Source organism: Streptomyces sp. SPB162 (genome assembly GCF_029504575.1).
Classification (GTDB): domain Bacteria; phylum Actinomycetota; class Actinomycetes; order Streptomycetales; family Streptomycetaceae; genus Actinacidiphila.
On the sequence record NZ_JAQFII010000001.1, the window covers coordinates 3,254,762 to 3,276,355 of the forward strand.

A 21,594-nucleotide genomic window follows, 5' to 3' on the forward strand; every position below is an offset into this window, starting at 1 on the left:
CGAGTGTGTTGCTATGGCGCCACCGTACCCATGGTCCGGCGTTAAGTAAACACAAACAGACAGGCAACGGAGTCATTCGGACATGGACGGGCACGCGATGGCCCTCACGGTTCCGGGACCGGTGCCCGGACATGGCCGAACCCCGGCGCGGGGGGGGTTGCGCCGAGGTTCGGGTTCAGGGGCGGCGGGTCGGAACCCGCCGCGGATCAGGCTGCCTCGTACTCCAGGCCCGTGTCGCGGGCCATACGCTTGAGGTCCGCCAGGGCGTGCTTCTCGATCTGCCGGATGCGCTCACGCGTCAGGCCGTGCTGCTTGCCGACCTCCGTGAGCGTCCGCTCGCGGCCGTCCTCGATACCGTACCGGGACCTGATGATCGAAGCGGTGCGTTCGTCGAGTCGGCCGATGAGCTCCTCGAGCTCCTCGCGGCGGAGCATGACGAGCACGGACTGCTCGGGAGAGGCGGCGGCGCCGTCCTCCACGAGGTCCCCGAACTCGGTCTCGCCCTCCGCGTCCACCGACATGTTCAGGCTGACCGGGTCACGGGCCCAGTCGAGCACGTCATGCACGCGGGACGGGGTCGAGTCGAGCTCGGCGGCGATCTCCTCGTGCTCCGGGTCACGCCCGTGCTCACGGTTGAACTCCCGCTGCACCCGCCGGATCCGGCCCAGCTCCTCCACGAGGTGGACGGGGAGCCGGATGGTGCGGGACTGGTCGGCGATGGACCGGGTGATGGCCTGACGGATCCACCAGGTCGCGTACGTGGAGAACTTGAAGCCCTTGGCGTAGTCGAACTTCTCGACGGCGCGCACCAGGCCCGCGTTCCCCTCCTGGATGAGGTCGAGCAGCGGGAGACCGCTGCGCGGATAGCGGCGGGCGACCGCCACCACGAGGCGCAGGTTCGAGCGGATGAAGACGTCCTTGGCGCGCTCGCCGTCGGCGACCAGCGCTTCCAGCTCCTCGCGGTCGGCACCGGCTCCGGCACCTTCGACCAGCTGCGCGTCATCGGAGAGTATGCGCTCGGCGTAGACGCCGGCCTCGATCTCCCGGGACAGTTCGACTTCCTGCGCGGCGTCGAGCAGCGGGGTACGTGCGATCTCGTCGAGGTACATACCGACGAGGTCACGGTCTGCGGCTTCCCCGCCAACGGCGCGGACGCTGCTGGTCCCGCCTGCGGAACGACGGGCGACGGCACGGGTTGCCATGCGTGCTCCCTTGCGAAGGTTCGGTCGGGTGTCGGTTGGAGCGGAGCTTTCAACACTGCCTTTCGGCTGCCCGCTCTGATCTGGATAACGACTGGAATCCGGACACAATTCCCATGTCGATCACTGATTTTCGCGATCTTGCAGTACCCTGTTCCGCCGCACGGGCGCGCGGAGTGCTGCGAAGGGCCGGGAAGCGCAGGTCAGGGCCGGTTTCCGGAGGTTGCCTGCCGCACGTGGCCCATCCCGCCGGATACCGCCTGTGGCTGCTCTCCTACCCCCAAGACGGCCCGTACCGCCTATTGGTTGCCCAAGCCGACGAAGGAGCCCCCGAACGGGCTCCTGCCTGCGGACGTCACGCTCCTGCCTGCGGACGGGCTCCTGCCTGCGGACGCCACAGGGAAGGGCCCCGCCTCCGAGTTTCCGGAGGCGGGGCCCTTCCCTGTGTACCGCGTAGTGACTACGTGTACCGCGTGATGACTACCCGTGAATCCTGATCAGTGGGCGATGACCGGGATCGGCAGGCCCTCGGCCAGCTCGTCCTCCAGGCTCGCGCCCGGGTTCTCGCTGCCGGGGACGCCCGTGTTGATGAGCGCCGCCGCGATCAGGGCCGCGAGCACCAGTGCGCCGAAGGCCCACCAGATCGCGACCGAGAAGCCGTGCACGGCCGCCTCGTTGGCGAAGCCCACCTTGCCGAGCGTCCCCGCGGACGCCAGGTTGGAGGCCGCCCAGGAGGTCGTGGCGCTGGCCGCGATCGTGTTGAGCAGGGCGGTGCCGATGGAGCCGCCGACCTGCTGCGAGGTGTTGACCATCGCCGAGGCGATACCCGAGTCGCGCGGCTGGACGCCGTGCGTCGCCATGCTCATCGCCGGCATGAAGGCCGAACCCATGCCGAGGCCCATCAGGACCAGGCCGGGCAGGACGACGCCGACGTAGTTCGGCTCGGTCTTGATCTGCGTGAGGATCAGCATGCCGACGGAGGCGAGCAGGAAGCCCGGTGCCATCAGCAGGCGCGGCGGCACGCGGAGCATGAGCCGGGCGCCGATCTGCGTGGAACCGACGATCATGCCCGCGACCATGGGCAGGAACGCGAAGCCGGACTTCATCGCCGAGTAGCCCAGGATGTTCTGCAGGTAGAACGTCAGGAACAGGAACAGACCGAACATGCCGATGATCGCGATACCGAGCGACAGGTAGACGCCGCCGCGGTTGCGGTCGGAGATCACGCGCAGCGGGAGCAGCGGGGCCTTCGCCCGGCTCTCGTAGAACACGAACGCCGCGAGCAGGACCACGGACGCGACCAGCAGGGCGATGGTCTTGCTGGAGCTCCAGCCGTCCTCGGCCGCGACGGTGAAGCCGTAGACCAGGGAGACCAGACCCAGGGTGGAGAGGACCACGCCGGGGATGTCGAGACGGTTCGGGTTGCGCGAGCCTTCCGGCTCGTGCACGACCAGGTAGGCGCCGATGGCGGCGACGACCGCGAAGGCGATGTTGACGAAGAGCGTCCAGCGCCAGTTCAGGAATTCGGTGAGGACACCGCCGAGGATGAGGCCGACAGCAGCGCCGGCACCGGCGATGGCACCGTAGACGCCGAACGCCTTGGCACGTTCCTTGGCGTCGGTGAAGAGCACCGCGAGCAGCGACAGGGCGGCCGGTGCGAGCAGTGCGCCGAAGGCGCCCTGCAGGGCGCGGGCGCCGAGCAGCATGCCGGTGTTGACGGCCGCGCCACCGATGGCGGACGCGGCGGCGAAGCCGAGCAGACCGACGATGAAGGCGTTCTTACGGCCGAACAGGTCGGAGATACGGCCACCGAAGAGCAGCAGTCCGCCGAACGCGAGGCTGTAGGCCGTGATGACCCACTGCTTGTTGGCGTCGGAGATGCCGAGGTCCGTCTGGGCGGAGGGCAGCGCGATGTTCACGATGGTCGCGTCGAGCACGACCATGAGCTGGGCGATCGCGATGAATATGAGGGCTTTCCAGCGCCGGGGATCCGGCTGGAGGGCTTTTTCGGGTATCGCAGGCATAGCTGTACTCACTAAGGGGTGCGGAGGGGCAGGGAAATGGGGACGTTTATGGGAGCTCGTCAACGCTGCTGCTGCAGCTCCTCCAAGGTCACGGCGGTGCCGGGCAACGCCGACCGTGCCGGGGCGCGCAGCCCGTCGAGGAAGATCTGCAGGTGGCGGTGCACGAACCGGTCCATGTCCATGCACGCCTTGCCGGGCAGCGGTCGCGTGAGCTGCGTGATCGCGACCATGAGATCCCCGACGGCGATGTCGGGGCGGAGTTGGCCAGAGCTTCGCGCCCTGTCCATTATGTCCTCGATCGAGCGATTCAGCCGATCGCTGGCTGCGAAGATCGCCGGGTGGTCGCTGTCAAAGGCTTCGGAGAGCATCGGACACAGGGCGCCGACCCGGTCCTCGGCCGACTCGAAGACGAAGCGCCGCAGCGCCTCGAAGGCGTCCGGCTCCTGCGCGACCGCCGCCTCGGTCCGCTCGGTGACCCGTGCCATCACCGACAGGACCACCTCCCGGACGAGTTCGGCCTTGTCCGCGAAGTGCCGGTAGAGCGTGGCGTTGCCGACCCCGGCGCGGCGCGCGACCTCGTCCAGCGGGACCTCGGCCCCGTGCTCGACGAAGGCCTCGCGCGCGGCGGCGACGATCCGCTCCCGGTTGCGCGTGGCATCTGCCCGCAACCGGGGGGAACGCGATCTCACGGCGCTGCCGACCACCGGACACTCCTTCTGGCTTCCAGGCCTCTGGCGAAGTTGACGTGAAGCGGGGAATCACTCCCCGCTTCGCTCGGACACCAGTCTAAACGGGGAGAGGGTCCCCAGTTATTTCGGGTCTCCCGTGTGACCTGCGGCACATCCTCGATCGGTGCTCGAATCGCCCTCGAGAGCTTTCATTGAATCTTCAAGAAGTGGACGTAGGATGGACAGCATGAAATGGCTGACCGAAGAAGAGCAGGCCTCCTGGCGCGCGTACGTGCATGCCACGACACTGCTCGAGGACCACCTCGACCGGCAGCTGCAGCGCGACGCCGGCATGCCGCACATGTACTACGCCCTGCTGACGGCGCTCTCCGACGCCCCCACCCGCCGGATGCGGATGACCGAGCTGGCGCAGCAGACGAAGATCACCCGATCCCGGCTCTCGCACGCCGTCACCCGACTGGAGAAGAACGGCTGGATCGCCCGCGAGGACTGCCCCTCCGACCGCCGCGGCCAGATGGCCGTGCTCACCGACGAGGGCTACGAGGTGCTGGTGCGGATCGCCCCCGGGCACGTCACCGCCGTCCGCTCGGCGATCTACGACCGCCTCACCTCCGAGCAGGTCCGGCAACTCGGCGAGATCTCCCGCATCATCGCCGAGGGCCTGCAGCCGGAAGGCGCCGACCTGCCCTGGCTGCGTTGAGCCAGGGCTGATCGGCGCCTGAAGAAACCTCGGTGCTACCGCACTACTCGACGACGATCTCGACGGCGATGTTCCCGCGGGTCGCCTTCGAGTACGGGCACACCCCGTGCGCCTGCTCGACCAGCTTGCGGCCGATCTCGCCCTCCAGCTCCGCCGGCAGCTCCACGCGCAGCGTGACGTCGAGCCCGAAGCCGCCGTTCGCGGTGTCGGCGCCTATGCCGACCTCGGCGGTCACCGAGATGTCCTTGGTGTCGACCTTCGCCTCACGTCCCACCAGCCCGAGCGCGCTGGAGAAGCACGCCGCGTAACCGGCCGCGAAGAGCTGCTCGGGGTTGGTGCCCTTGCCGCTCCCGCCCAGCGCCGGCGGCATGGCCAGCGGCAGGTCCAGCTGCCCGTCCGAGCTCACGGCCCGGCCGTCGCGTCCGTTGGCCGTGGCCACAGCGGTGTACAGCGCACTCATCGGAACCATCCCTCTCCACACGTCACGGCCCGGTTGCCCCGGGCCGTCCTGGGCACCACTAGAGCACACAATTTAATTGTGCACAACTAAAGGGTACGCTGGATACATGAGGACGACCGAGCCCGCGCCTGCCGAATACCTGCACCTGGACAACCAGATCTGCTTCGCCCTGCACGCCGCGTCCCGGGCGTTCGGCACCCTCTACCGGACGGCGCTGCGCGACCTCGGCCTGACCTACCCCCAGTACCTGGTGATGCTGGTCCTGTGGGAACACGGCGATCTGCCGGTCAAGAAGATCGGCGCCTACCTGCGCCTGGACTCCGGCACCCTCTCCCCGCTCCTGAAGCGCCTGGAGGCCGCCGGCCTCGTCCAGCGCGAGCGCAGCGCGCTCGACGAGCGCTCGGTCACCGTCCGCCTCACCAGCACGGGCGACGCCCTGCGCGAGCGCGCGCAGCGGGTCCCGGAGCAGATCGCGTCGGCCACCGGCCTCACCCTCGCCGACCTGACCGACCTGCGCACCCGCCTCAACCACCTGACGGCCACCCTCGACGCGGCCGCCCCCGACGCGGCAGCCGGCCCGGCCTCCGAATAGCCCGCCGCCCGACCCGCCCGAACGCCGTCCGACACCGCGCCCAGGGATACCCGCCAGCGCCGGGCACCCCGAATCCGCTAACCTGTCCTCACCCCGCCCCAGTAGCTCAGGGGATAGAGCACAGCTCTCCTAAAGCTGGTGTCGCAGGTTCGAATCCTGCCTGGGGCACACCATCGGTAAGGCCCTCCCGTCAGCAGTGACGGGAGGGCCTTTCGCGTGCTCGGCCCGCTGGAGACGCGCCCGGTCAGACCTGGCGGAGGATCAGCGCGTAGGAGCCCAGGCCCAGGACGCGGTCGCCGGGGCTGTCGCCCGTCGTCGTGCGGACGGTGAGCAGCGCGCCGGAATCGGGGTCGAAGTCGACGTCGGACACGGTGCCGAGCGCCTCGCCGCGTTCGTCGAGGACGCGCTTGCCCGGCAGGGAGCGGTGCTTGTCGGCGAGCGGGGCCAGGTCGCCCGACGGCGTTCCGAGGGTCGCGCCGGAGCGGACGATCACGGCGTCGGGTCCGATGGCGTGGATGTGGTCCCAGACGAGGGTGTCGCCGGAGCCGTCGGTCTTCTTCAGCCGCAGGGCCACGACGGAGGCCTTCGCCGGATCGACCACGAAGCCGTCGACGATGCCGACCGTGCGGGCCTCGGCGGCGCTGACCACGTGACGGCCGACCGTTTCCGAGAAGAGCATCAGACCTCCGTTCCGCGGCGGGCGCGGTAGGCCTGGACCGCCGCGGCGAAGCCGGGGAGGTCGTCGGCGATGAACTCGGCCGCGGCGGCCGGGATGACCAGGGCCTCCCCGGAGACGGCTGTGGTCTCGGAGAGGGGGATGAACACCTTGCGGCCCTGCCGGTCGAGCGCGTCGGAGGAGGCGATCTCGTACCCCACGACATGGGCCGACGTTCCGTGGACCACCTCGACGACGACGTCGGAGATCCGGCCCAGGTCGGTGCCGCCGTCGGTCAGCACGCGCGAACCGAGGACGTCACCACGGTCGGCGGAGCCGCGTTCCAGGACGTCGGCCTTGCTCTCGAAGACGGTGTCGTCCTTGATCATCACCGCGTCGTGGCCGAGTCCGTGCACGCCCTCCCACGGCAGGCTGTGCTTCAGCGGACCGGAGAGCAGGCCGCGGCCGCTGAGGGTGAAGCCGGCGATCCGGCCGGCGGTGCCGTCGAAGACGAGGTCCTTGACCTGCGCGACGGCCTCACCCGCGAGCGTCACGACCGGTCGCTTGGTGATCTCCGAGGCGAGCATCATCGCCGGGGCGTGAACGGTCACTTGACGCGCCCCTTCCCCGCCCGCCGACCGATCGCGCCGCGGCGTACCGCGATCACGCCGCCGCTGCGGCGCCGTGCCTGCACGCCCACCGCGGAGCCGACCAGCACAGCCAGGACCGCCACCACGATGACGATCCAGATCCACCAGTCCATCGCGCACCTCTCCCCTCGGTTCCCCTCACAGCCCGCCCCCGCCGAAGCGGTCGCCACGCCCTTCGACTTCCCCCGCCCCGCTCTTCCACGCGCGGACGGGGCGGGGGCGGGTCTCGATCAGCTGCCGAACGCGTGCGGCGTGCCGTGCTTGCGCGGCTGCGCCAGGGGCGCCTCCGGATCCGGCGTCCGCTCCGGGGGTTCGTTCTCGGTGCGCTGCTGCTCGACCCTGGCGGCGAGGGCGTCCCGCTCGGCAACCGCCGCGTCGGCGTCCTTGCGCGCCTCCCGCAGCCGTACCGCCTTGCGGCGGCGCAGCTTCGCGCCCTCGCCCGCCATCGCCAGGCTGAGGCAGAAGACCAGCGCCAGGGCGAGGCCGGCGCAGAAGATGGCGAGCGAGTTCATCCTGACCAGGTCGTGGCCGAGCAGCGCGACCGTGTAGTCGGGGCCGCCGCCCAGGTTGTCCGCGATCAGCAATGCTGTGAGCGTTCCGGTCGCGGCGAGAAGCACCAGTCCCAGAAAGAGCATCCGAGTCACCTCCGGTTGTCCGGACGTCGTCCGAGACGTTGTCCGTGTCCGTCACCGCTGCGTCTACCCCGCGAAGCCCGGCCCACCGCGGTCGGCGGCCTCCGGCGGCGGGTTGCCTCGCTTAATACCCTGGGGGGGTATATGGTGGGCGAGAGTGGACGGCGACAGCCGTCACCGCACGAGACGTACGAGGAGAACGCCATGTCCTGCTGCTCCCCCGAGGGAACCTGCCACACCGACGGCGCGACCGACGAGTCGCAGGCCACCGTCGTGTACTCCGTCTCGGGCATGACCTGCGGTCACTGCGAGTCCGCGGTGACCAAGGAGCTGGCGACGCTCCCCGGCGTGACCGTCGTCAAGGTGGACGCCCCCACCGGGCTGGTCACCCTGGCGTCCGAGCGGCCGCTGGACGACGAGACGATCCGCGCCGCCGTCGACGAGGCGGGCTACGAACTGGTCGGGCGGGCGTGACCGTACCGGTTCGACTGGGCGGCTATCTGCTGATCCTGCTGGTCGTCCTCGGCGCCGCGTTCGGCCTCGGCCGCGCGCTGCGGGGGGACGGCGGCGCCCCGACCGCCCCGGAGCCCCGTCCGGCCACGCACCAGGGCATGTAGGGGTTGAGGGGCCGGGCAGGCAGGGGCCCGGCAGGTAGGAACAGGACGCGTCGGGCTTCCGGCCCCGATCGAAGGAGTGGAGTGGAGTGGCGATGACCACGGTGCCTGCCGGCCGGCAGGTCGAGCTGGAAATCGGTGGCATGACGTGCGCCTCCTGCGCGGCACGCATCGAGAAGAAGCTCAACCGGATGGACGGCGTCACCGCGTCCGTCAACTACGCGACGGAGAAGGCCCGGGTCAGCTTCGAGGACGGTGCCGTCGCCGTGGACGATCTCATCGCCACCGTCGAGGCGACGGGCTACAGCGCCGTACTGCCCGCCCCGCCCGCCGGATCCGAGCCGGAAGGGGCGGAGGGGCCGGGAGGGGCGGGAGGGGCCGCGCCCGACGAGCTCACCACCCTGCGCCAACGGCTGCTCACCGCCGTCGTGTCGGCCGTGCCGGTGATCGCCATGGCGATGGTGCCCGCGCTGCAGTTCGACAACTGGCAGTGGCTCTCCCTCACCCTCACCGCGCCCGTCGTCGGCTACGCGGCCTGGCCGTTCCACAAGGCCGCCTGGACCAATCTGCGGCACGGCGCGGCGACCATGGACACGCTGATCTCGGTGGGTACGCTCGCCGCGTTCGGCTGGTCACTGTGGGCGCTCTTCTTCGGCACGGCCGGTATGACCGGCATGAAGCACCCCTTCGAGTTCACGGTCTCGCGCGGTGACGGCAGCGGGAACATCTACCTGGAGGCCGCCGCCGGGGTGACCGCGTTCATCCTGGCCGGACGGTACTTCGAGGCGCGCTCGAAGCGGAAGGCGGGAGCCGCGCTCAAGGCGCTGCTGCAGCTGGGCGCCAAGGACGTCGTCGTGCTGCGCGACGGGCGCGAAGTGCGCGTCCCCACCGGGGAACTGGCGGTCGGCGACCTGTTCGTCGTGCGCCCGGGCGAGAAGATCGCCACCGACGGCGTCGTCCGGGAGGGCGGCTCCGCCGTCGACGCGTCCCTGCTGACGGGCGAGTCCGTGCCGGTGGAGGTCGTCCCCGGCGACGGCGTCAGCGGTGCCACGGTGAACGCGGGCGGCCGGATCGTCGTCCAGGCCACCCGGGTCGGCGCCGACACCCAGCTCGCGCGGATGGCCCGGCTCGTCGAAGACGCGCAGAACGGCAAGGCCGCCGTGCAGCGGCTGGCCGACCGGATCTCGGCGGTCTTCGTGCCCGTCGTGATCGCGCTCGCCGTCGCGACGCTCGGCTTCTGGCTCGGCGCCGGCGAGGGCGCCTCCGCGGCCTTCACCGCCGCGGTCGCCGTGCTGATCATCGCCTGCCCGTGCGCGCTGGGCCTCGCGACGCCCACCGCCCTCATGGTCGGCACCGGGCGCGGCGCCCAGCTCGGCATCCTCATCAAGGGCCCGGAAGTGCTGGAGTCCACCCGCACGGTGGACACGATCGTCCTCGACAAGACCGGCACGGTGACGACCGGCGTCATGACGCTCACCGAGGTGCACGTCGCCGGGGGTGAGGACGAGAAGACCGTGCTGCGGCTGGCCGGCGCCCTGGAGCACGCCTCCGAGCACCCCATCGCCCAGGCCGTCGCGACCGCCGCCGAGGAGCGCGCGGGCGGACCGCTGCCGGCGCCGGAGGACTTCGCCAACGTCCCGGGGCTCGGCGTGCGGGGCTTCGTCGAAGGACACGCGGTGCTGGTCGGCCGCGAGAAGCTGCTCGACGGGTCGGGCCAGTTCCTGCCCGCTGAACTGGCGGCGGCCAAGGCCGCGGCCGAGGCCAAGGGCCGTACGGCGGTGGCCGTCGGCTGGGACGGGGCGGCCCGCGGCGTCCTCGTCGTCGCCGACGCCGTCAAGCCGACGAGCGCCGAGGCCGTGACGCGGCTGCGCGCCCTGGGCCTCACCCCGATCCTGCTGACCGGCGACAACGAGGCGGTGGCGCGGGCGGTGGCCGAGGAGGTCGGGATCTCCGGCGACGACGTCATCGCCGAGGTCATGCCCGAGGACAAGCTGGCCGTCATCAAGCGGCTGCAGGCCGAGGGCCGCAGCGTCGCGATGGTCGGCGACGGCGTCAACGACGCGGCCGCGCTCGCCCAGGCCGATCTGGGCCTGGCGATGGGCACCGGAACCGACGCCGCCATCGAGGCGAGCGACCTGACCCTCGTACGGGGCGACCTGCGCGTCGCGGCCGACGCCATCCGGCTCGCCCGCAGGACCCTCGGCACGATCAAGGCAAACCTCTTCTGGGCCTTCGGCTACAACGTGGCGGCGCTCCCGCTCGCCGCGGCCGGGCTGCTCAACCCGATGATCGCGGGCGCCGCCATGGCCTTCTCCTCCGTCTTCGTCGTCGGCAACAGCCTGCGCCTACGAGGGTTCAAGGCCTGACCGGGGCCCGTCCTCCCCCAGCAGCGCCGCGAGATCCGCGTCCAGGTCGATGTACTGCCCCTCCTCGCCCGGCGGCACCGCCGTGTAGGAGCGCGTCAGGAAGTCCTGAACGTCCTCCGTGTCGAGCTGGAGCAGCGCCACGCCCACCGGCGAGGAGAGCTCGATCATGGTGCGCCGCCGCCCGCAGGGCCAGACGTGCACGTCGCCGTCGCCTGACGGCATCCGCAGCCCCGCCGCCAGCAGGTCGCGTGCGAAAGTCCAGACGACCTCCCGGCCGTCGAGCGTCACCGACGCCGGGAAGGCCAGCCGCGCGGCCAGCGGGTCTTCGCACTGGTAGATCAAGGTGGCGGCGATGACGCGGTCCCTCGCCGGGGACGCGCAGAGCCGGGCCCGGAGGGCCTGGTCGATGACGGTCAGCATGAGGTGTCCCTCTCCCGCTGGGGGATATCCAGTCCTCTCCATAACCGCGAATTCGGGTGGGGGATCGCACGGCCCCGGCACCGCTCGTTGTGACGTCCGCCACGTGCCGCGCTGAGGCATTGTCAGAGGTGCGTGTGAGCATGGGGAGATGACGGTCGACGGGGCGGTGCGGCGGATCGGCGGGGACGAGCGGCGGGCGCGACTGGGGGTGCGGCACCGGCTGGTGCCGGGGCTGCGCGCGAAGTCCGCGGAGGAGGTCGCCCGCTCGCTGGTGGCGCTGCACGCGACGGACGCGGCGACGGTGTACCTCTCGACCGCGGCGCGGCTGGCCGAGCCCGGCTTCGCGGAGGTGGAGCGGGCGCTGTACGAGGACGGCTCGCTGGTGCGGCTGCTGGCGATGCGGCGGACGTTGTTCGTCGTCACGCGGGAGTCCGCGCCGGTGGTGTACGCGGCGGCGGCCCGCGCGATCGCGGTCAGGGAGCGGGCGGGGCTGCTCAAGCACCTCGCGGAGGGCGGCGGCTGGGACGCGGTCTGGCTGGCGGAGGTCGAGGAGGCCGTGGTCGCCGCGCTGGCGACGCACGGCGAGTCGACCGCCGCGCAGTTGGGCGGGTACGAACCGCGGCTGCGCGAGCAGGTGGTCATGGCGGCCGGGAAGCCGTACGAGACGCGGCAGAACGTGGCGAGCCGCATCATCAGGGTGCTTGCCGCCGAGGGCAGGATCGCCCGGCGCAGACCGGTGGGGTCGTGGACGAGCAGCCAGTTCCGGTGGGCGGTGGCCGAACCGCTCGAGGAACCGCCCGCGGCCGAGGCGAAGGCCGCGCTGGCCCGCGACTGGCTGGCGGCCTACGGTCCCGGCACCGAGGCCGACCTCAAGTGGTGGACGGGGTGGACGCTGACGGACGTGCGCAAGGCGCTGGCCGCGGTCGGCGCCCGGCAGGTCGGGCTGGACGAGGGCACCGGATACGTGCTCCCGGAGGACGTGGAGCCGGCGCCGGACGCCGCCCCGTGGGCGGCCCTGCTCCCGGGTCTCGACCCGACGCCGATGGGCTGGCAGCAGCGCGACTGGTTCCTGCCGGAAGAGCACCGGGCCGCGCTCTTCGACAGGACCGGCAACGTCGGACCGACGGTGTGGTGGGACGGCCGGGTCGTCGGCGGCTGGGCGCAGCGCGCGGACGGGGAGATCGTGTGGCGGCTGCTGACCGGCCCCGGGAAGGGCCCGGGCAAGGAGGCGCCGGCGGCGATCGCCGCCGAGGCGGAGCGGCTCGGCGGCTGGTTGGGGGACGCCCGGGTCACCCCTCGGTTCCGTACGCCGTCCGAGCGCGAGCTGTCGGCCTGAGGGGCGCACCGAACCGGCCCCGGCCGTGAGGACGCCGCCATCCGGGGCGCGCCGAAAGGAGACACAAGCCACTTAGCGGACACAATCCGATCGTGGACACTTTCTGGCGGTCGCGGTTCCTGCCGCGCCTCACGTCGCTCCTGCGCGCCGTACGGTCCTACGTCCGGAGCGCCCCCGGCACGTACCTCTGGCTGGCCATCCTGTTCGTGACGACCGTCGCCATGCACCACGTCTCGCCCTCCCAGCTGGACGAGATGCTCGGCGATCGGTCGACGAACCTGCACAACCTGTCGGAGGAGCCGGTCAGGGCGCTGATCAGGAGCGCCCTGTGGATCGACGGCGGCGGCTGGCTGCTCTACGCGTTCCTCTTCACGATCTTCCAAGCCACCGCGGAGCGCTGGCTCGGCACCCTGCGCTGGTTGACCGTCGTCCTCGTCGGCCACGTCGTGGCGACGTACATCAGCGAGGGCGTGCTGCTCTGGGCGATCCGCCAGGGCCGGGCGCCCGAGACCTCCGTCGACACCCTGGACGTGGGCGTCAGTTACGGCCTGGCGGTCGTCCAGGCCGTCCTGACGTATCTACTGGTCTTCCGCTGGCGGTTCTTCTACGGCTTCTGCGTCCTGGGCTTCTACGGTCTCGCCCTGGTGCACGGCCGTACGTTCACCGACGTCGGCCACTTCACCGCCGTACTGCTCGGCTTCGCCTGCTACCCGCTGACACGAGGGCGGCCGGGTCACCTGGACCCGGCCGCCGTCTTCTCCCGTGCCGTCCGGCGGATCAGCCGAGACGGATGAGCTTGTCCCCGAAGGACGGCTCCGCGAGGTCCGACTGGAGTGCCACCGGCACCTTCGTCTCGCCCGTGCCGGCGCCGAGGCTCAGCGTGCCGATCTCGGTCCCGGCCTTCGCCGCGTGCGGAAGGCCGGCCGTGCCGGCCGCCAGCTTCAGGTCGGACTTCAGGCCCGACCAGCCGATCGCCGTCAGGTCCTTGGTGGCGACCACCGGCGTCTTCCCGCCGAGACCGTCGTCCACATAGCCGACGACGGCTCCCTTCTTCACCACCACCGCCGAGGTGAGCGCGGCGCGCGCACCCCTGATCAGCGTGTCACTGGTGGACAGGGCGTACGCCAGCATGTCGTTGGGCGTCGAGCCCTTGCGCTGCTGCAGGACCACACCGATGATCATCCGCGGCTTGCCGTCGATGGTCTTCTGCGCCGCCCACATCAGGGCGCCGGCCGCCGGGGTGCTGGAGCCGGTCTTGATGCCGATGACGCCCGGGGAGGTCGCCAGCAGGCCGTTGTTGTTGTAGAGCTTCGGCACGCCGGGGACCACCGCGTCCGGCATGGCCACCACGGAGCGGAAGACGTCGTTCTTCATGACCGTCCGCGCCAGCATCAGCTGGTCGACCGCCGTGGACTTCGTCGTCTCCTCGAATCCGCTCGCCCCGGTGTACGTCGTGTTCTTCATACCCAGGTCGGTGGCGGCCTTCTGCATCTTGACGACGAAAGCTTCCTGCGTACCGGAGTCCCAGCGGGCCAGCGCGCGGGCGATGTTGTTGCCGGACGGGATCAGCAGCAGCTGCAGCAGCTGCCGCTCGGTGAACTCCTGGCCGAGCTTGACCTGCACCCTGGACTCGTCGACCGACGCCGCCTCGTCCGCGGCGGTCTGGTCGATCTTGATCTTCGGGCCGGTCTCCTTCCCCTTGAGCGGGTGGTCGCGAAGGATCAGGTACGCGGTCATCACCTTCGTGACGCTCGCGATCGGCACCGGGGTCTGCGCGCCGCGCACTCCCAGGCTCCCGAGGCCCTCGACCTCGGCGACCGACTGGCCCATCACCGGCCACGGCAGCGACAGCTGACCGCCCTCGAAGGTGTACGACGACGCCGAGGTCAGCGTCAGCTCCGGAGCCGGCAGCGGACGCAGCGACTGCGCGACCGCGATGGCGATCAGCAGCAGCACCACCAGCGGCGTCCAGATCTTGAACCGCCTGACCACCGTCCGCATCTTCGTCTCGGGCGGCGGCGGGGTGTTCGTCAGCTCCGCCAACAGCTTCAGCGGCTGCGCGGGCGCGGGCGGCAGCGGGAACGGCATCTGCCGGGTGCCCTCGGGTCCGGCCGCGGGCTCCGCGGCGGGAGCGGGGGCGGGAGCGGTCGGCGCCGGGGCGGAAGCGGTGGGTGCCGGTGCCGCCGGTGCCGAAGTGGCGGCGGGGGCGGACGGGGCCGCCGGGGCCTTCGGGGCCGCCGTTGCGGGAGCGGCCTGCTGGACCGGGCGCTCCACCTCCGGCCACGCGAGGGCGTACGGGGACGCCGACTGCTCCTGTGACGCCCGCGAAGGCTCCGCGGGCGATTCCGTGCGCGGGGCGGCCGGGACGTCCGCCGGGGCGCTCCTGGCGGCTTTCCACTCCGGCTTGCGGTCAGCCGGAACGTCGGCCGGAGCGTCGGCCGGGTCCCGCACGGCCGCCGGCGCTTTCGCCGGCGCCTCGGCCGGCGCCTCGGCCGCTTCCGGCACCGCGGCGTCGCGGGGCTCGTCCTGCGGCTCGGCCGCGGGCTCATCTGCGGGCTCGTCCGCCCGGTCGTCCGCCGGTTCTTCCTCGGGTGCGGCAGCCGCTCCCGGCGCATCGGACGCGTCAGGCCCGTCGGCCACGTCCTCCGGTTGCGCGTCCTCCGGTTGCGCGTCCTCCGGCTCGACGGGCTCCTCGGCGCGCTCGGCACGCCCGTCGACGGACTCGTCAAGCGACCCGCCGTCGGCCGACTCCGGTTCCGTCACGGAATCCGCCGTGGTGTCCACCGCCGGAGGGACGGGCGCATCGGCGGGCGCTGCGTCATCCGCCTCGTCGTGCGCGTCCTCGAGGGCCGTAGGTTCCACGAGGGCGTTGTCTGGACCGGATACGTCGTTCGGCGTAGCTCGACTAGTACCGGACGCAGACGCGTCCGACTGGCGCGGCAGGCTTCCGCCACCGCCGTCCGCGTCCTCGCCGGTGATCCCCACCGGGGCCTCGGCGGTCGCCGGGTGATCTTCCGGGAGGGGGTCGGCGCCGGGTACCGGGTCGTCGGGCAGGCCGCCGTGCTCCTCGCGTACGGCCTCAGGCACCACATCGTGCCCACGGAACACCGTCAGCCTCGGATCGAGCGCCTTCTGCTCGGCCGCCACCCCCAACGACTCCTGCTGCTGCTCCCTGCCGGGGGACTCGCCCGCCACGCAGACCTCCTCCACACATCACGAGGGGCGTCCCCGTGCGCGACGCACGACGCCCCATCTCATTCCACCAGTTTCCAGTTCCCGGCCTGGAAGCCCCTATCAGACCCGCCGGAACCGATCGCGGCCCGTCTGCGACACCACCGCTCACCCCCTAGACGAGAACGACATACCAGTCGGTTCCATCCCGAACACTCCAGGCGCTCTCGACAGATGAATGTGAGAGGCGTCACCCTGTCATTCATCCACGCGGGGAGGCATGGATGGGCAAGAGCCGCAGAACGATTCCGGAAGAGCTGTTGCTGCTCGCTCTGGACCCGACGACCGGGACCACAGCGCAGCCGCAATCGCTCGACCTCGGCCTCGCCGGGGCACAGCTCGTCGAGCTGGCCCTGGCTGGACGGATAGCCCCTGATGGGGATCGTATCGCCGTGGTACACCCACGGCCGACAGGAGATCCGACACTGGACTCCGCGCTGGAACTGCTGCGCCGACGTGGCAGTCCGGTTCGCGCCGTCCACTGGATCGGCGGGCCCCGCCTGGGGCTGCGCCAGACGTATCTCGCGCATCTGGAGCGGTGCGGCATGGTGCATGCCGTGGCGGGACAGATGTGCGGGGTGCTGCCGACGACTCGCTACCAGGCGAGCGACAGCGAGGTCAGCCGGGACATCAGAGCCCGGCTCGACAACGCGATCCGCACCGGCGTCCCGCCGGACCCGCGGACCGCGGCTCTCGCTGCCCTCGCCCATGCGGTGGGCCTCGGCAAGCACCTGTATCCGGGCAACGAGGGCCGGTCTTCGCGATCGCGCCTGCGGGACCTGATCAGGTACGACCCGATGGGCGGCCTCGTCGCGCACGCCGTCATGGACGTGCAGAACGGCGCCGCGGCACAGCCGAAGCGGGCTCCCGTGCAGGGACGTCCCGCAGCGGTGGGGCCGGCCGGCCACAGCAGCATGGCCCGTGCCGGAGCGCGCTAGCGGCGCCCCGGAGCGGTGACCCGTGGCAGTGCACGGGGCGGAGTTCGCAGTACCCGGCACAGCGCAGTACCCGGTACAAGGGCTGTACACAGGCGGCAGTACGCAGACAGTGAGGACGGTGGGCAAGGGCACGGTGTCCGGCGGCAGGGACCGGACAGCGCAGGCCCACCCTCCTCAAGGACCGTTCCCCGGTCTTCGGCCCGGGGACGACCGAAAGCCGCTGTGACGCGCGGGGTGGGGCACCGGCCAATGCCGGTCCCCCACCCCGCGCGTCGCGTTTGTGCCGTTCGTAGGACCAATCGTCTGCGCGCCGGCGACCGGTAGTGGCAGGCTGCTGATCAGCAGTAGACGGCCAGTAGCGGGGCGGCCGTACAGGAGCGAAGTACGGAACCGGAGGTGCCCTCTGTGGTCGCCAATGCCAATCCCACCGTCAGGCGACGCCGACTAGGATCGGAGTTGCGCAAGCTGCGCGAACTGAGGGGGATGACGGCCGAGGAAGTCGCGGCCCGCCTGCTCGTCTCGCAGTCCAAGATCAGCCGACTGGAGAACGGGCGCCGCAGCATCAGCCAGCGTGACGTCCGCGACCTGTGCAGCGTCTACGCCGTCGAGGACCACCGCATCGTGGACTCCCTCATGCAGATGGCCAAGGAGTCGCGCCAGCAGGGCTGGTGGCACGCTTTCGGCGATGTGCCGTACAGCGTCTATATCGGCCTCGAGACCGAAGCCGCGTCGGTCCGGAACTACGAGTCCCTGCTCATCCCCGGGCTCCTCCAGACGCGCGAGTACGCGCATGCCGTCGTCACGGGCATGGAGCCGGAGGCCACTCCGGCGGAGATCGACAAGCGCACCGAGGTGCGCATGAAGCGACAGGACCGGGTGAACGACCCGGACAATCCGCTGCGTTTCTGGGCGGTCTTCGACGAGTCCGCGCTGCGCCGGGTCGTCGGCGACCGGCACGTGATGAGCGAGCAGATCGAGCGGCTCGTGGAACTCAGCCACGCGCCCAACGTCACGGTGCAGGTACTCCCGTACACCGTGGGAGCCCACCCCGGAATGGTCGGGACCTTCTCGCTCCTGGAGTTCGCCGAGGCCTCCGACTCCAGCGTGGTGTATCTGGAGGGCGTCACCAGCGACCTGTACCTGGAGAAGCCGATCGAGGTGCAGCAGTACAGCGTGATGTACGAGCACCTCAGGGCCCAGGCTCTCAACACCGATCAGACACGGCAGTTCATGATCGACATCGCCAAGGAGTACACCCGCTGACCAGCGGTCCACGCGAGCGGGCCGCACGGTACACCCTGTACCCGTCAGCGTGGAAGAGATCAAGAAATATGCCATCCGGTCGAGTGAACGACACCCTCCAGAAGCCGAGGTGACGCGTACCTTCGGGGATGTCTCGAGGCGCTAGCGCTTCACTGTCATCCGCACGGTTCAGGAGCGACCATGACTGCTCGGCACGTGATCACGACAGAGTGGAAGAAGTCTTCCTACTCTGGCAACAACGGGAACTGCGTGGAGGTTTGTGCCCCCACCGCCGACCGCGTCGCGGTGCGCGACTCGAAGGACCCTTACGGCCCGGCTCTCGCTTTCGATCCGGAGGTGTGGTCGGCGTTCGTGGACCACGTCACCCGGGGGACCTTCGATCGCATCTGACAGCGTCCCGAAGCGCACAGAGCCCTCTCGACTGGCCGCCGTCCGAGCCGAGAGGGCTCAGGCTTGTCCCGCTCCAAAGGTCAGGTCAGCGCAGTTCGTTGACGTAGGTGTCCGTGCCGGGGACGGTGGGGACGAAGGGTGCCACCAGTTCGACGCGGCCCAGGCCGGAGGCGGCGACCTCGTCGTCCAGGCCGGTGAAGTGGGCGTCCCAGGCCTCGCGGGGATCCCGCTGCAGGAACCAGAGCAGCGTCAGGCGGGTGTCCACCCCCTCGACCTGCTTCACGTAGGTCATCCGGTCTCCCGGCAGCGGCGTCGGCTTGAAGATGGTCACCATCGCGGCCGGTGAGCCCGCGAGGCGCTTGGGCAGGTGCCGGGAGCGCAGCCACTCCAGCAGTTCCTCGCGCTGCTCGGGCGACTCGGCGTCGATGACCTCGACGACCAGCCCGGTGTAGGGGTGGTCGAGCGCGTGGAAGTCCCGGGGGCCCGCGGCGCCGTCGCGGTAGACGGTGGCGGCGTGGTCCTGGAACGCGGTGAAGACGTGGGTGCGGTCCTGGTAGACCCGGCCGTCCCGGTTGAGGCGCTTGTTGATGCCGACGGTCCACTTCATGTGGTCGTCGTAGCGGCCGGCGGTGACCCAGTAGGTGGAGATGTAGCAGCCGGCGGTGACCGGCTGGGCCACCGCGGACTTCTCCGGGTAGCGGAGCAGCTGCAGGTCGCGGGTGGCGACCCAGCGGCGCCCGGCGTACATCCAGGGCATCGCCATCGCGCCCGCGATGAAGTGGTCGTCCTCGTACCAGCGGTTGTAGGCGTACTCGTGGCCCGGCAGGGGTTCCACCATGGTGATCAGGGCGTGCCCGACCCGCACCCCGTACGGCCCGACGGAGGCCAGCTCCGCGTACACCTCGCTGCGCGTCTCTTCTGTCATGCCTACAGGTGTAGCTGACGATACGTCAGGTGGGGAAGGGCCGGTCGCGGACCGCGTCCCGTCCGCGGATCGGCGAAATGGGTGGACAGGCCACGGATTCTTCGTAGGCTTCGCGCATGACGCGTATGAATCGAGCCAACCGAGCCGACGTCCCCGCACTGGCCGCCCGCGCCGCCTCGGTCGGCGCGTCGCCGGTACGCGAGATCCTGGCGCTCACCGCACGCCCCGAGGTGATCTCCTTCGCGGGCGGGCTGCCGGCGCCCGAGCTCTTCGACGCCGAGGGAATCCGCGCCGCCTACGACCACGTGCTCGCCGAGGCGCCCCGGCGCGTGCTCCAGTACTCCACCACCGAGGGCGACCCGGCGCTGCGCGGCGCCGTCGCCGCCCGGCTCCGCGCGCGGGGGCTCCCGACCGGCCCGGACGACCTGCTCGTCACAGCCGGCTCCCAGCAGGGCCTGGCACTCCTCGCCACCGCGCTGCTGGAGCCGGGCGACACCGTCCTCGTCGAGGACCCCACGTATCTGGCCGCGCTGCAGTGCTTCGGCTTCGCGGGCGCGCGGGTGCTGCCGGTGCCGTCCGACGAGGACGGGATCGACCCCGCGGCCCTGGAGGAACTCGTTGTCCGCGAACGGCCGAAACTGCTCTATCTGATCCCGAACTTCCAGAACCCCACCGGGCGCACGCTCCCGCTTGACCGCCGCCGGGCGGTGGCCGAGGTCGCCGGGCGGCACGGGCTGTGGATCGTCGAGGACGACCCGTACGGCGAGCTGCGCTTCGACGGGGAGCCCGTGCCGTGGATCGCCTCCCTGGAGGCTGCCGCCGACCGCACCGTCCTGCTGGGGTCGTTCTCCAAGATCATGGCGCCCGGCATGCGGCTCGGCTGGCTGCGGGCGCCGGAGGAGCTGCGGCGCGCCTGCGTCATCGCCAAGCAGGCCGCGGACCTGCACTCCTCCACGGTCGACCAGGCCGCGGCGGCGCGCTATCTGGCCGACCGCGACCTCGACGCCCATCTGCACCGTGTGCGCGGCGCGTACCGCCTCCGGCGCGACGCCCTGCTGGCCGGCCTGCCGGCAGCGCTCCCGGCGGGCAGCGCCTGGAACCGCCCCGACGGCGGGATGTTCCTGTGGGTCCGGCTGCCCGACGGCTTCGACGCCACCGCCCTGCTGCCGGTCGCCGTCGCGCACGATGTCGCGTACGTCCCCGGCGTGCCCTTCTTCGCGGGCCCCGGCGACCCGGCCGCCCTGCGCATGTCCTTCACGACGCACACCCCCGACGAGATCGCGGAGGGCCTGCGCCGTCTGTCCGCCGCGCTGTCCACGGCGACGGCCCCCGCGCTGGGCTGAAGACCGGTCGCGGGTGTGGAGTTCTTCCGCCGTGGGCTCTAACCTGACGAACCGTCAGAAGTGAGCGCCCAGGACTGGAACCCGCCGGAGGCACGCATGTTGCTGTCAGGAAAGACCGTGGTCGTGTCCGGGGTCGGCGCCGGGCTGGGGCAGCGCGTGGCGGCGGCCGCGGTACGCGACGGCGCGCGGGTGGTGCTCGGGGCCCGTACCGAGGAGAACCTCGTGAAGGTGGCGGGGGAGATCGACGCGGACGGGTCCCGGACCGCGTGGCTGTCGACGGACATCGCCGACGGCGACCAGTGCGAGGCCCTCGCGGCGCTGGCGGTCGAGCGCTTCGGCGGCATCGACGCGGTCGTGCATGTCGCCGCCATGGACGGTTACTTCGGCGGCCTGGAGGACGCGGACTTCGCCTCCTGGCAGCGCGTCCTCGACGTCAACCTGCTGGGGACGCTGCGGCTCACCAAGGCGTGCCTGCCGGCGTTGAAGGCGCACGGCGGCTCCGTGGTGATCATCGGAACGCAGTCCGCCGTGGCGGCGCCCTCCCAGGTGCGGCAGGCGGCGTACGCGGCGTCCAAGGGTGCCCTGACGTCGGCCATGTACTCGGTGGCGCGCGAGCTGGGCCCGTACAGGATCCGGGTGAACACGGTGCTGCCCGGCTGGATGTGGGGCCCGCCGGTGCAGGCGTTCGTCCAGTTCTCGGCGCACACGGAAGGCGTGTCCGAGGACAAGGTGCTGAGCCGGCTCACCGAGCGGATGGCGCTCCCGGAACTGGCGACGGACGGGGACGTGGCGGAGGCCGCGGTCTTCCTGGCCTCCGACCGGGCCCGCGCGATCACCGGGCAGTCGTTGCTGGTGAACGCGGGCGAGCTGATGCGGTAGCGCTCGGCGCCCGTCGGTTCGACAGGTTCGGACAGGCCCCCTCCTCCCTCTACCGCGCGGGATCCCGTTCCCGCGCGGTACTTCGTCATGCCCCTGCAGGACGTCCAGCGAAGTGCCCGCTCATCGTGTGTTCGCCGTCACGTTCACGACAATGCCAAGGCGGGTCAAGAACAAGTAAAATCGTTCGGCTTTCTGATTTGTGTTCAGACTCTTGAACGCGAGGACCCTTGACCGACCGCCCCGCCAGGGGGTTCAATCCCGGAAGTCCCCACTCCCGCATGGGGGCGC

23 protein-coding genes and 1 tRNA gene are annotated in these 21,594 nt (G+C 71.1%); 13 read left to right on the forward strand and 11 right to left on the reverse strand.

The window, feature by feature from the left end; all coding sequences use genetic code 11:
• Positions 1–206: 206 nt before the first annotated feature.
• The 3 genes from M2266_RS14740 to M2266_RS14750 all read right to left on the reverse strand — a co-directional run bounded on the left by M2266_RS14740 (position 207) and on the right by M2266_RS14750 (position 3,927).
• Entirely contained in the window at positions 207–1,202 is a 996-nt protein-coding gene (locus M2266_RS14740) for a sigma-70 family RNA polymerase sigma factor (RefSeq protein ID WP_277438610.1), read from the reverse strand.
• Positions 1,203–1,696: 494 nt separating this feature from the next.
• Positions 1,697–3,223, reverse strand: coding sequence for an MFS transporter (locus M2266_RS14745; protein ID WP_277438611.1), 1,527 nt, complete (start codon positions 3,221–3,223; stop codon positions 1,697–1,699).
• Positions 3,224–3,282: 59 nt separating this feature from the next.
• Complete coding sequence (locus M2266_RS14750) at positions 3,283–3,927, reverse strand: TetR/AcrR family transcriptional regulator (RefSeq protein WP_277438612.1); 645 nt, start codon at positions 3,925–3,927, stop codon at positions 3,283–3,285.
• A gap of 202 nt (positions 3,928–4,129) precedes the next feature.
• Here M2266_RS14750 and M2266_RS14755 point away from each other — a divergent pair, with 202 nt between their 5' ends.
• Positions 4,130–4,612: a MarR family transcriptional regulator gene (locus tag M2266_RS14755; protein WP_277438613.1), complete on the forward strand. Its 483-nt coding sequence runs from the start codon at positions 4,130–4,132 to the stop codon at positions 4,610–4,612.
• A 43-nt stretch (positions 4,613–4,655) separates the two neighbouring features.
• On the opposite strand, the gene M2266_RS14760 is transcribed toward M2266_RS14755, so the two are convergent.
• Positions 4,656–5,072: an organic hydroperoxide resistance protein gene (locus M2266_RS14760; RefSeq protein WP_277438614.1), complete on the reverse strand. Its 417-nt coding sequence runs from the start codon at positions 5,070–5,072 to the stop codon at positions 4,656–4,658.
• A gap of 106 nt (positions 5,073–5,178) precedes the next feature.
• Here M2266_RS14760 and M2266_RS14765 point away from each other — a divergent pair, with 106 nt between their 5' ends.
• The gene (locus M2266_RS14765) at positions 5,179–5,664 is read left to right on the forward strand and encodes a MarR family transcriptional regulator (protein ID WP_277438615.1); all 486 of its coding nucleotides are present in this window, start codon (positions 5,179–5,181) and stop codon (positions 5,662–5,664) included.
• Positions 5,665–5,759: 95 nt separating this feature from the next.
• Positions 5,760–5,832, forward strand: a tRNA-Arg gene (locus M2266_RS14770).
• Between the two features lie 76 nt (positions 5,833–5,908).
• On the opposite strand, the gene M2266_RS14775 is transcribed toward M2266_RS14770, so the two are convergent.
• From M2266_RS14775 to M2266_RS14790, 4 genes are all read right to left on the reverse strand, one after another.
• Positions 5,909–6,343 (reverse strand): PRC-barrel domain-containing protein, encoded by a 435-nt coding sequence (locus M2266_RS14775; protein WP_277438616.1) that lies wholly within the window; start codon positions 6,341–6,343, stop codon positions 5,909–5,911.
• The gene (locus tag M2266_RS14780) at positions 6,343–6,930 is read right to left on the reverse strand and encodes a PRC-barrel domain-containing protein (RefSeq protein WP_346780895.1); all 588 of its coding nucleotides are present in this window, start codon (positions 6,928–6,930) and stop codon (positions 6,343–6,345) included. The genes M2266_RS14775 and M2266_RS14780 overlap by 1 nt, the downstream gene beginning before the upstream one ends.
• A complete protein-coding gene (locus M2266_RS14785; protein ID WP_277438617.1) occupies positions 6,927–7,082 on the reverse strand; it encodes a hypothetical protein in 156 nt (51 codons plus the stop codon). Before M2266_RS14785 ends, M2266_RS14780 begins: the two co-directional genes overlap by 4 nt.
• Positions 7,083–7,199: 117 nt before the next feature.
• Positions 7,200–7,604: a hypothetical protein gene (locus M2266_RS14790; protein ID WP_277438618.1), complete on the reverse strand. Its 405-nt coding sequence runs from the start codon at positions 7,602–7,604 to the stop codon at positions 7,200–7,202.
• 201 nt (positions 7,605–7,805) lie between these two features.
• Between M2266_RS14790 and M2266_RS14795 the strand changes: the two genes are divergently transcribed.
• The 3 genes from M2266_RS14795 (at position 7,806) to M2266_RS14805 (ending at position 10,581) form a co-directional block, all read left to right on the forward strand.
• Positions 7,806–8,075 (forward strand): heavy-metal-associated domain-containing protein, encoded by a 270-nt coding sequence (locus M2266_RS14795; RefSeq protein WP_277441211.1) that lies wholly within the window; start codon positions 7,806–7,808, stop codon positions 8,073–8,075.
• Positions 8,072–8,218, forward strand: a complete 147-nt coding sequence (locus tag M2266_RS14800) for a hypothetical protein (protein WP_277438619.1) — start codon at positions 8,072–8,074, stop codon at positions 8,216–8,218. The genes M2266_RS14795 and M2266_RS14800 overlap by 4 nt, the downstream gene beginning before the upstream one ends.
• Before the next feature lie 92 nt (positions 8,219–8,310).
• Complete coding sequence (locus M2266_RS14805; protein ID WP_277438620.1) at positions 8,311–10,581, forward strand: heavy metal translocating P-type ATPase; 2,271 nt, start codon at positions 8,311–8,313, stop codon at positions 10,579–10,581.
• Here the strand turns inward: M2266_RS14805 and M2266_RS14810 are convergent.
• A complete protein-coding gene (locus M2266_RS14810) occupies positions 10,561–11,001 on the reverse strand; it encodes an SsgA family sporulation/cell division regulator (RefSeq protein ID WP_277438621.1) in 441 nt (146 codons plus the stop codon). The genes M2266_RS14805 and M2266_RS14810 overlap by 21 nt on opposite strands.
• Before the next feature lie 148 nt (positions 11,002–11,149).
• Here M2266_RS14810 and M2266_RS14815 point away from each other — a divergent pair, with 148 nt between their 5' ends.
• Together M2266_RS14815 and M2266_RS14820 are read left to right on the forward strand one after the other, a co-directional pair.
• On the forward strand, positions 11,150–12,337 hold the full coding sequence (locus M2266_RS14815) for a winged helix DNA-binding domain-containing protein (protein WP_277438622.1): 1,188 nt from the start codon (positions 11,150–11,152) through the stop codon (positions 12,335–12,337).
• A gap of 92 nt (positions 12,338–12,429) precedes the next feature.
• Positions 12,430–13,131, forward strand: coding sequence for a rhomboid-like protein (locus M2266_RS14820; RefSeq protein ID WP_277438623.1), 702 nt, complete (start codon positions 12,430–12,432; stop codon positions 13,129–13,131).
• On the opposite strand, the gene M2266_RS14825 is transcribed toward M2266_RS14820, so the two are convergent.
• The gene (locus M2266_RS14825) at positions 13,115–15,532 is read right to left on the reverse strand and encodes a D-alanyl-D-alanine carboxypeptidase (RefSeq protein ID WP_277438624.1); all 2,418 of its coding nucleotides are present in this window, start codon (positions 15,530–15,532) and stop codon (positions 13,115–13,117) included. The genes M2266_RS14820 and M2266_RS14825 overlap by 17 nt on opposite strands.
• 260 nt (positions 15,533–15,792) lie before the next feature.
• Here M2266_RS14825 and M2266_RS14830 point away from each other — a divergent pair, with 260 nt between their 5' ends.
• From M2266_RS14830 to M2266_RS14840, 3 genes are all read left to right on the forward strand, one after another.
• Positions 15,793–16,506 carry a GPP34 family phosphoprotein gene (locus tag M2266_RS14830; RefSeq protein ID WP_277438625.1) on the forward strand — a complete coding sequence of 238 codons (714 nt, stop codon included), beginning with the start codon at positions 15,793–15,795 and terminating at the stop codon, positions 16,504–16,506.
• 405 nt (positions 16,507–16,911) lie between these two features.
• Positions 16,912–17,769 carry a helix-turn-helix transcriptional regulator gene (locus M2266_RS14835; protein WP_277438626.1) on the forward strand — a complete coding sequence of 286 codons (858 nt, stop codon included), beginning with the start codon at positions 16,912–16,914 and terminating at the stop codon, positions 17,767–17,769.
• A gap of 180 nt (positions 17,770–17,949) precedes the next feature.
• Complete coding sequence (locus M2266_RS14840) at positions 17,950–18,159, forward strand: DUF397 domain-containing protein (RefSeq protein ID WP_277438627.1); 210 nt, start codon at positions 17,950–17,952, stop codon at positions 18,157–18,159.
• Between the two features lie 85 nt (positions 18,160–18,244).
• Here the strand turns inward: M2266_RS14840 and M2266_RS14845 are convergent, their stop codons facing one another.
• Positions 18,245–19,084 carry a hypothetical protein gene (locus tag M2266_RS14845; protein WP_277438628.1) on the reverse strand — a complete coding sequence of 280 codons (840 nt, stop codon included), beginning with the start codon at positions 19,082–19,084 and terminating at the stop codon, positions 18,245–18,247.
• A gap of 116 nt (positions 19,085–19,200) precedes the next feature.
• Here M2266_RS14845 and M2266_RS14850 point away from each other — a divergent pair, with 116 nt between their 5' ends.
• Both M2266_RS14850 and M2266_RS14855 read left to right on the forward strand, forming a co-directional pair.
• On the forward strand, positions 19,201–20,427 hold the full coding sequence (locus M2266_RS14850; protein ID WP_277438629.1) for a PLP-dependent aminotransferase family protein: 1,227 nt from the start codon (positions 19,201–19,203) through the stop codon (positions 20,425–20,427).
• Positions 20,428–20,523: 96 nt separating this feature from the next.
• Positions 20,524–21,306, forward strand: a complete 783-nt coding sequence (locus M2266_RS14855) for an SDR family oxidoreductase (protein WP_277438630.1) — start codon at positions 20,524–20,526, stop codon at positions 21,304–21,306.
• The last annotated feature ends 288 nt before the right edge of the window (positions 21,307–21,594 follow it).

Excerpts from the sequence above, each read along its gene's own strand:
- M2266_RS14805 (WP_277438620.1), top strand. The coding sequence starts at position 8,311 with ATGACCACGGTGCCTGCCGGCCGGCAGGTCGAGCTGGAAATCGGTGGC.
- M2266_RS14845 (WP_277438628.1), bottom strand. The coding sequence starts at position 19,084 with ATGACAGAAGAGACGCGCAGCGAGGTGTACGCGGAGCTGGCCTCCGTC.
- M2266_RS14815 (WP_277438622.1), top strand. The coding sequence starts at position 11,150 with ATGACGGTCGACGGGGCGGTGCGGCGGATCGGCGGGGACGAGCGGCGG.
- M2266_RS14830 (WP_277438625.1), top strand. The coding sequence starts at position 15,793 with ATGGGCAAGAGCCGCAGAACGATTCCGGAAGAGCTGTTGCTGCTCGCT.
- M2266_RS14765 (WP_277438615.1), top strand. The coding sequence starts at position 5,179 with ATGAGGACGACCGAGCCCGCGCCTGCCGAATACCTGCACCTGGACAAC.
- M2266_RS14795 (WP_277441211.1), top strand. The coding sequence starts at position 7,806 with ATGTCCTGCTGCTCCCCCGAGGGAACCTGCCACACCGACGGCGCGACC.
- M2266_RS14745 (WP_277438611.1), bottom strand. The coding sequence starts at position 3,223 with ATGCCTGCGATACCCGAAAAAGCCCTCCAGCCGGATCCCCGGCGCTGG.
- M2266_RS14740 (WP_277438610.1), bottom strand. The coding sequence starts at position 1,202 with ATGGCAACCCGTGCCGTCGCCCGTCGTTCCGCAGGCGGGACCAGCAGC.
- M2266_RS14810 (WP_277438621.1), bottom strand. The coding sequence starts at position 11,001 with ATGCTGACCGTCATCGACCAGGCCCTCCGGGCCCGGCTCTGCGCGTCC.
- M2266_RS14775 (WP_277438616.1), bottom strand. The coding sequence starts at position 6,343 with ATGCTCTTCTCGGAAACGGTCGGCCGTCACGTGGTCAGCGCCGCCGAG.
- M2266_RS14840 (WP_277438627.1), top strand. The coding sequence starts at position 17,950 with ATGACTGCTCGGCACGTGATCACGACAGAGTGGAAGAAGTCTTCCTAC.
- M2266_RS14790 (WP_277438618.1), bottom strand. The coding sequence starts at position 7,604 with ATGCTCTTTCTGGGACTGGTGCTTCTCGCCGCGACCGGAACGCTCACA.
- M2266_RS14755 (WP_277438613.1), top strand. The coding sequence starts at position 4,130 with ATGGACAGCATGAAATGGCTGACCGAAGAAGAGCAGGCCTCCTGGCGC.
- M2266_RS14855 (WP_277438630.1), top strand. The coding sequence starts at position 20,524 with ATGTTGCTGTCAGGAAAGACCGTGGTCGTGTCCGGGGTCGGCGCCGGG.
- M2266_RS14850 (WP_277438629.1), top strand. The coding sequence starts at position 19,201 with ATGACGCGTATGAATCGAGCCAACCGAGCCGACGTCCCCGCACTGGCC.
- M2266_RS14785 (WP_277438617.1), bottom strand. The coding sequence starts at position 7,082 with ATGGACTGGTGGATCTGGATCGTCATCGTGGTGGCGGTCCTGGCTGTG.
- M2266_RS14760 (WP_277438614.1), bottom strand. The coding sequence starts at position 5,072 with ATGAGTGCGCTGTACACCGCTGTGGCCACGGCCAACGGACGCGACGGC.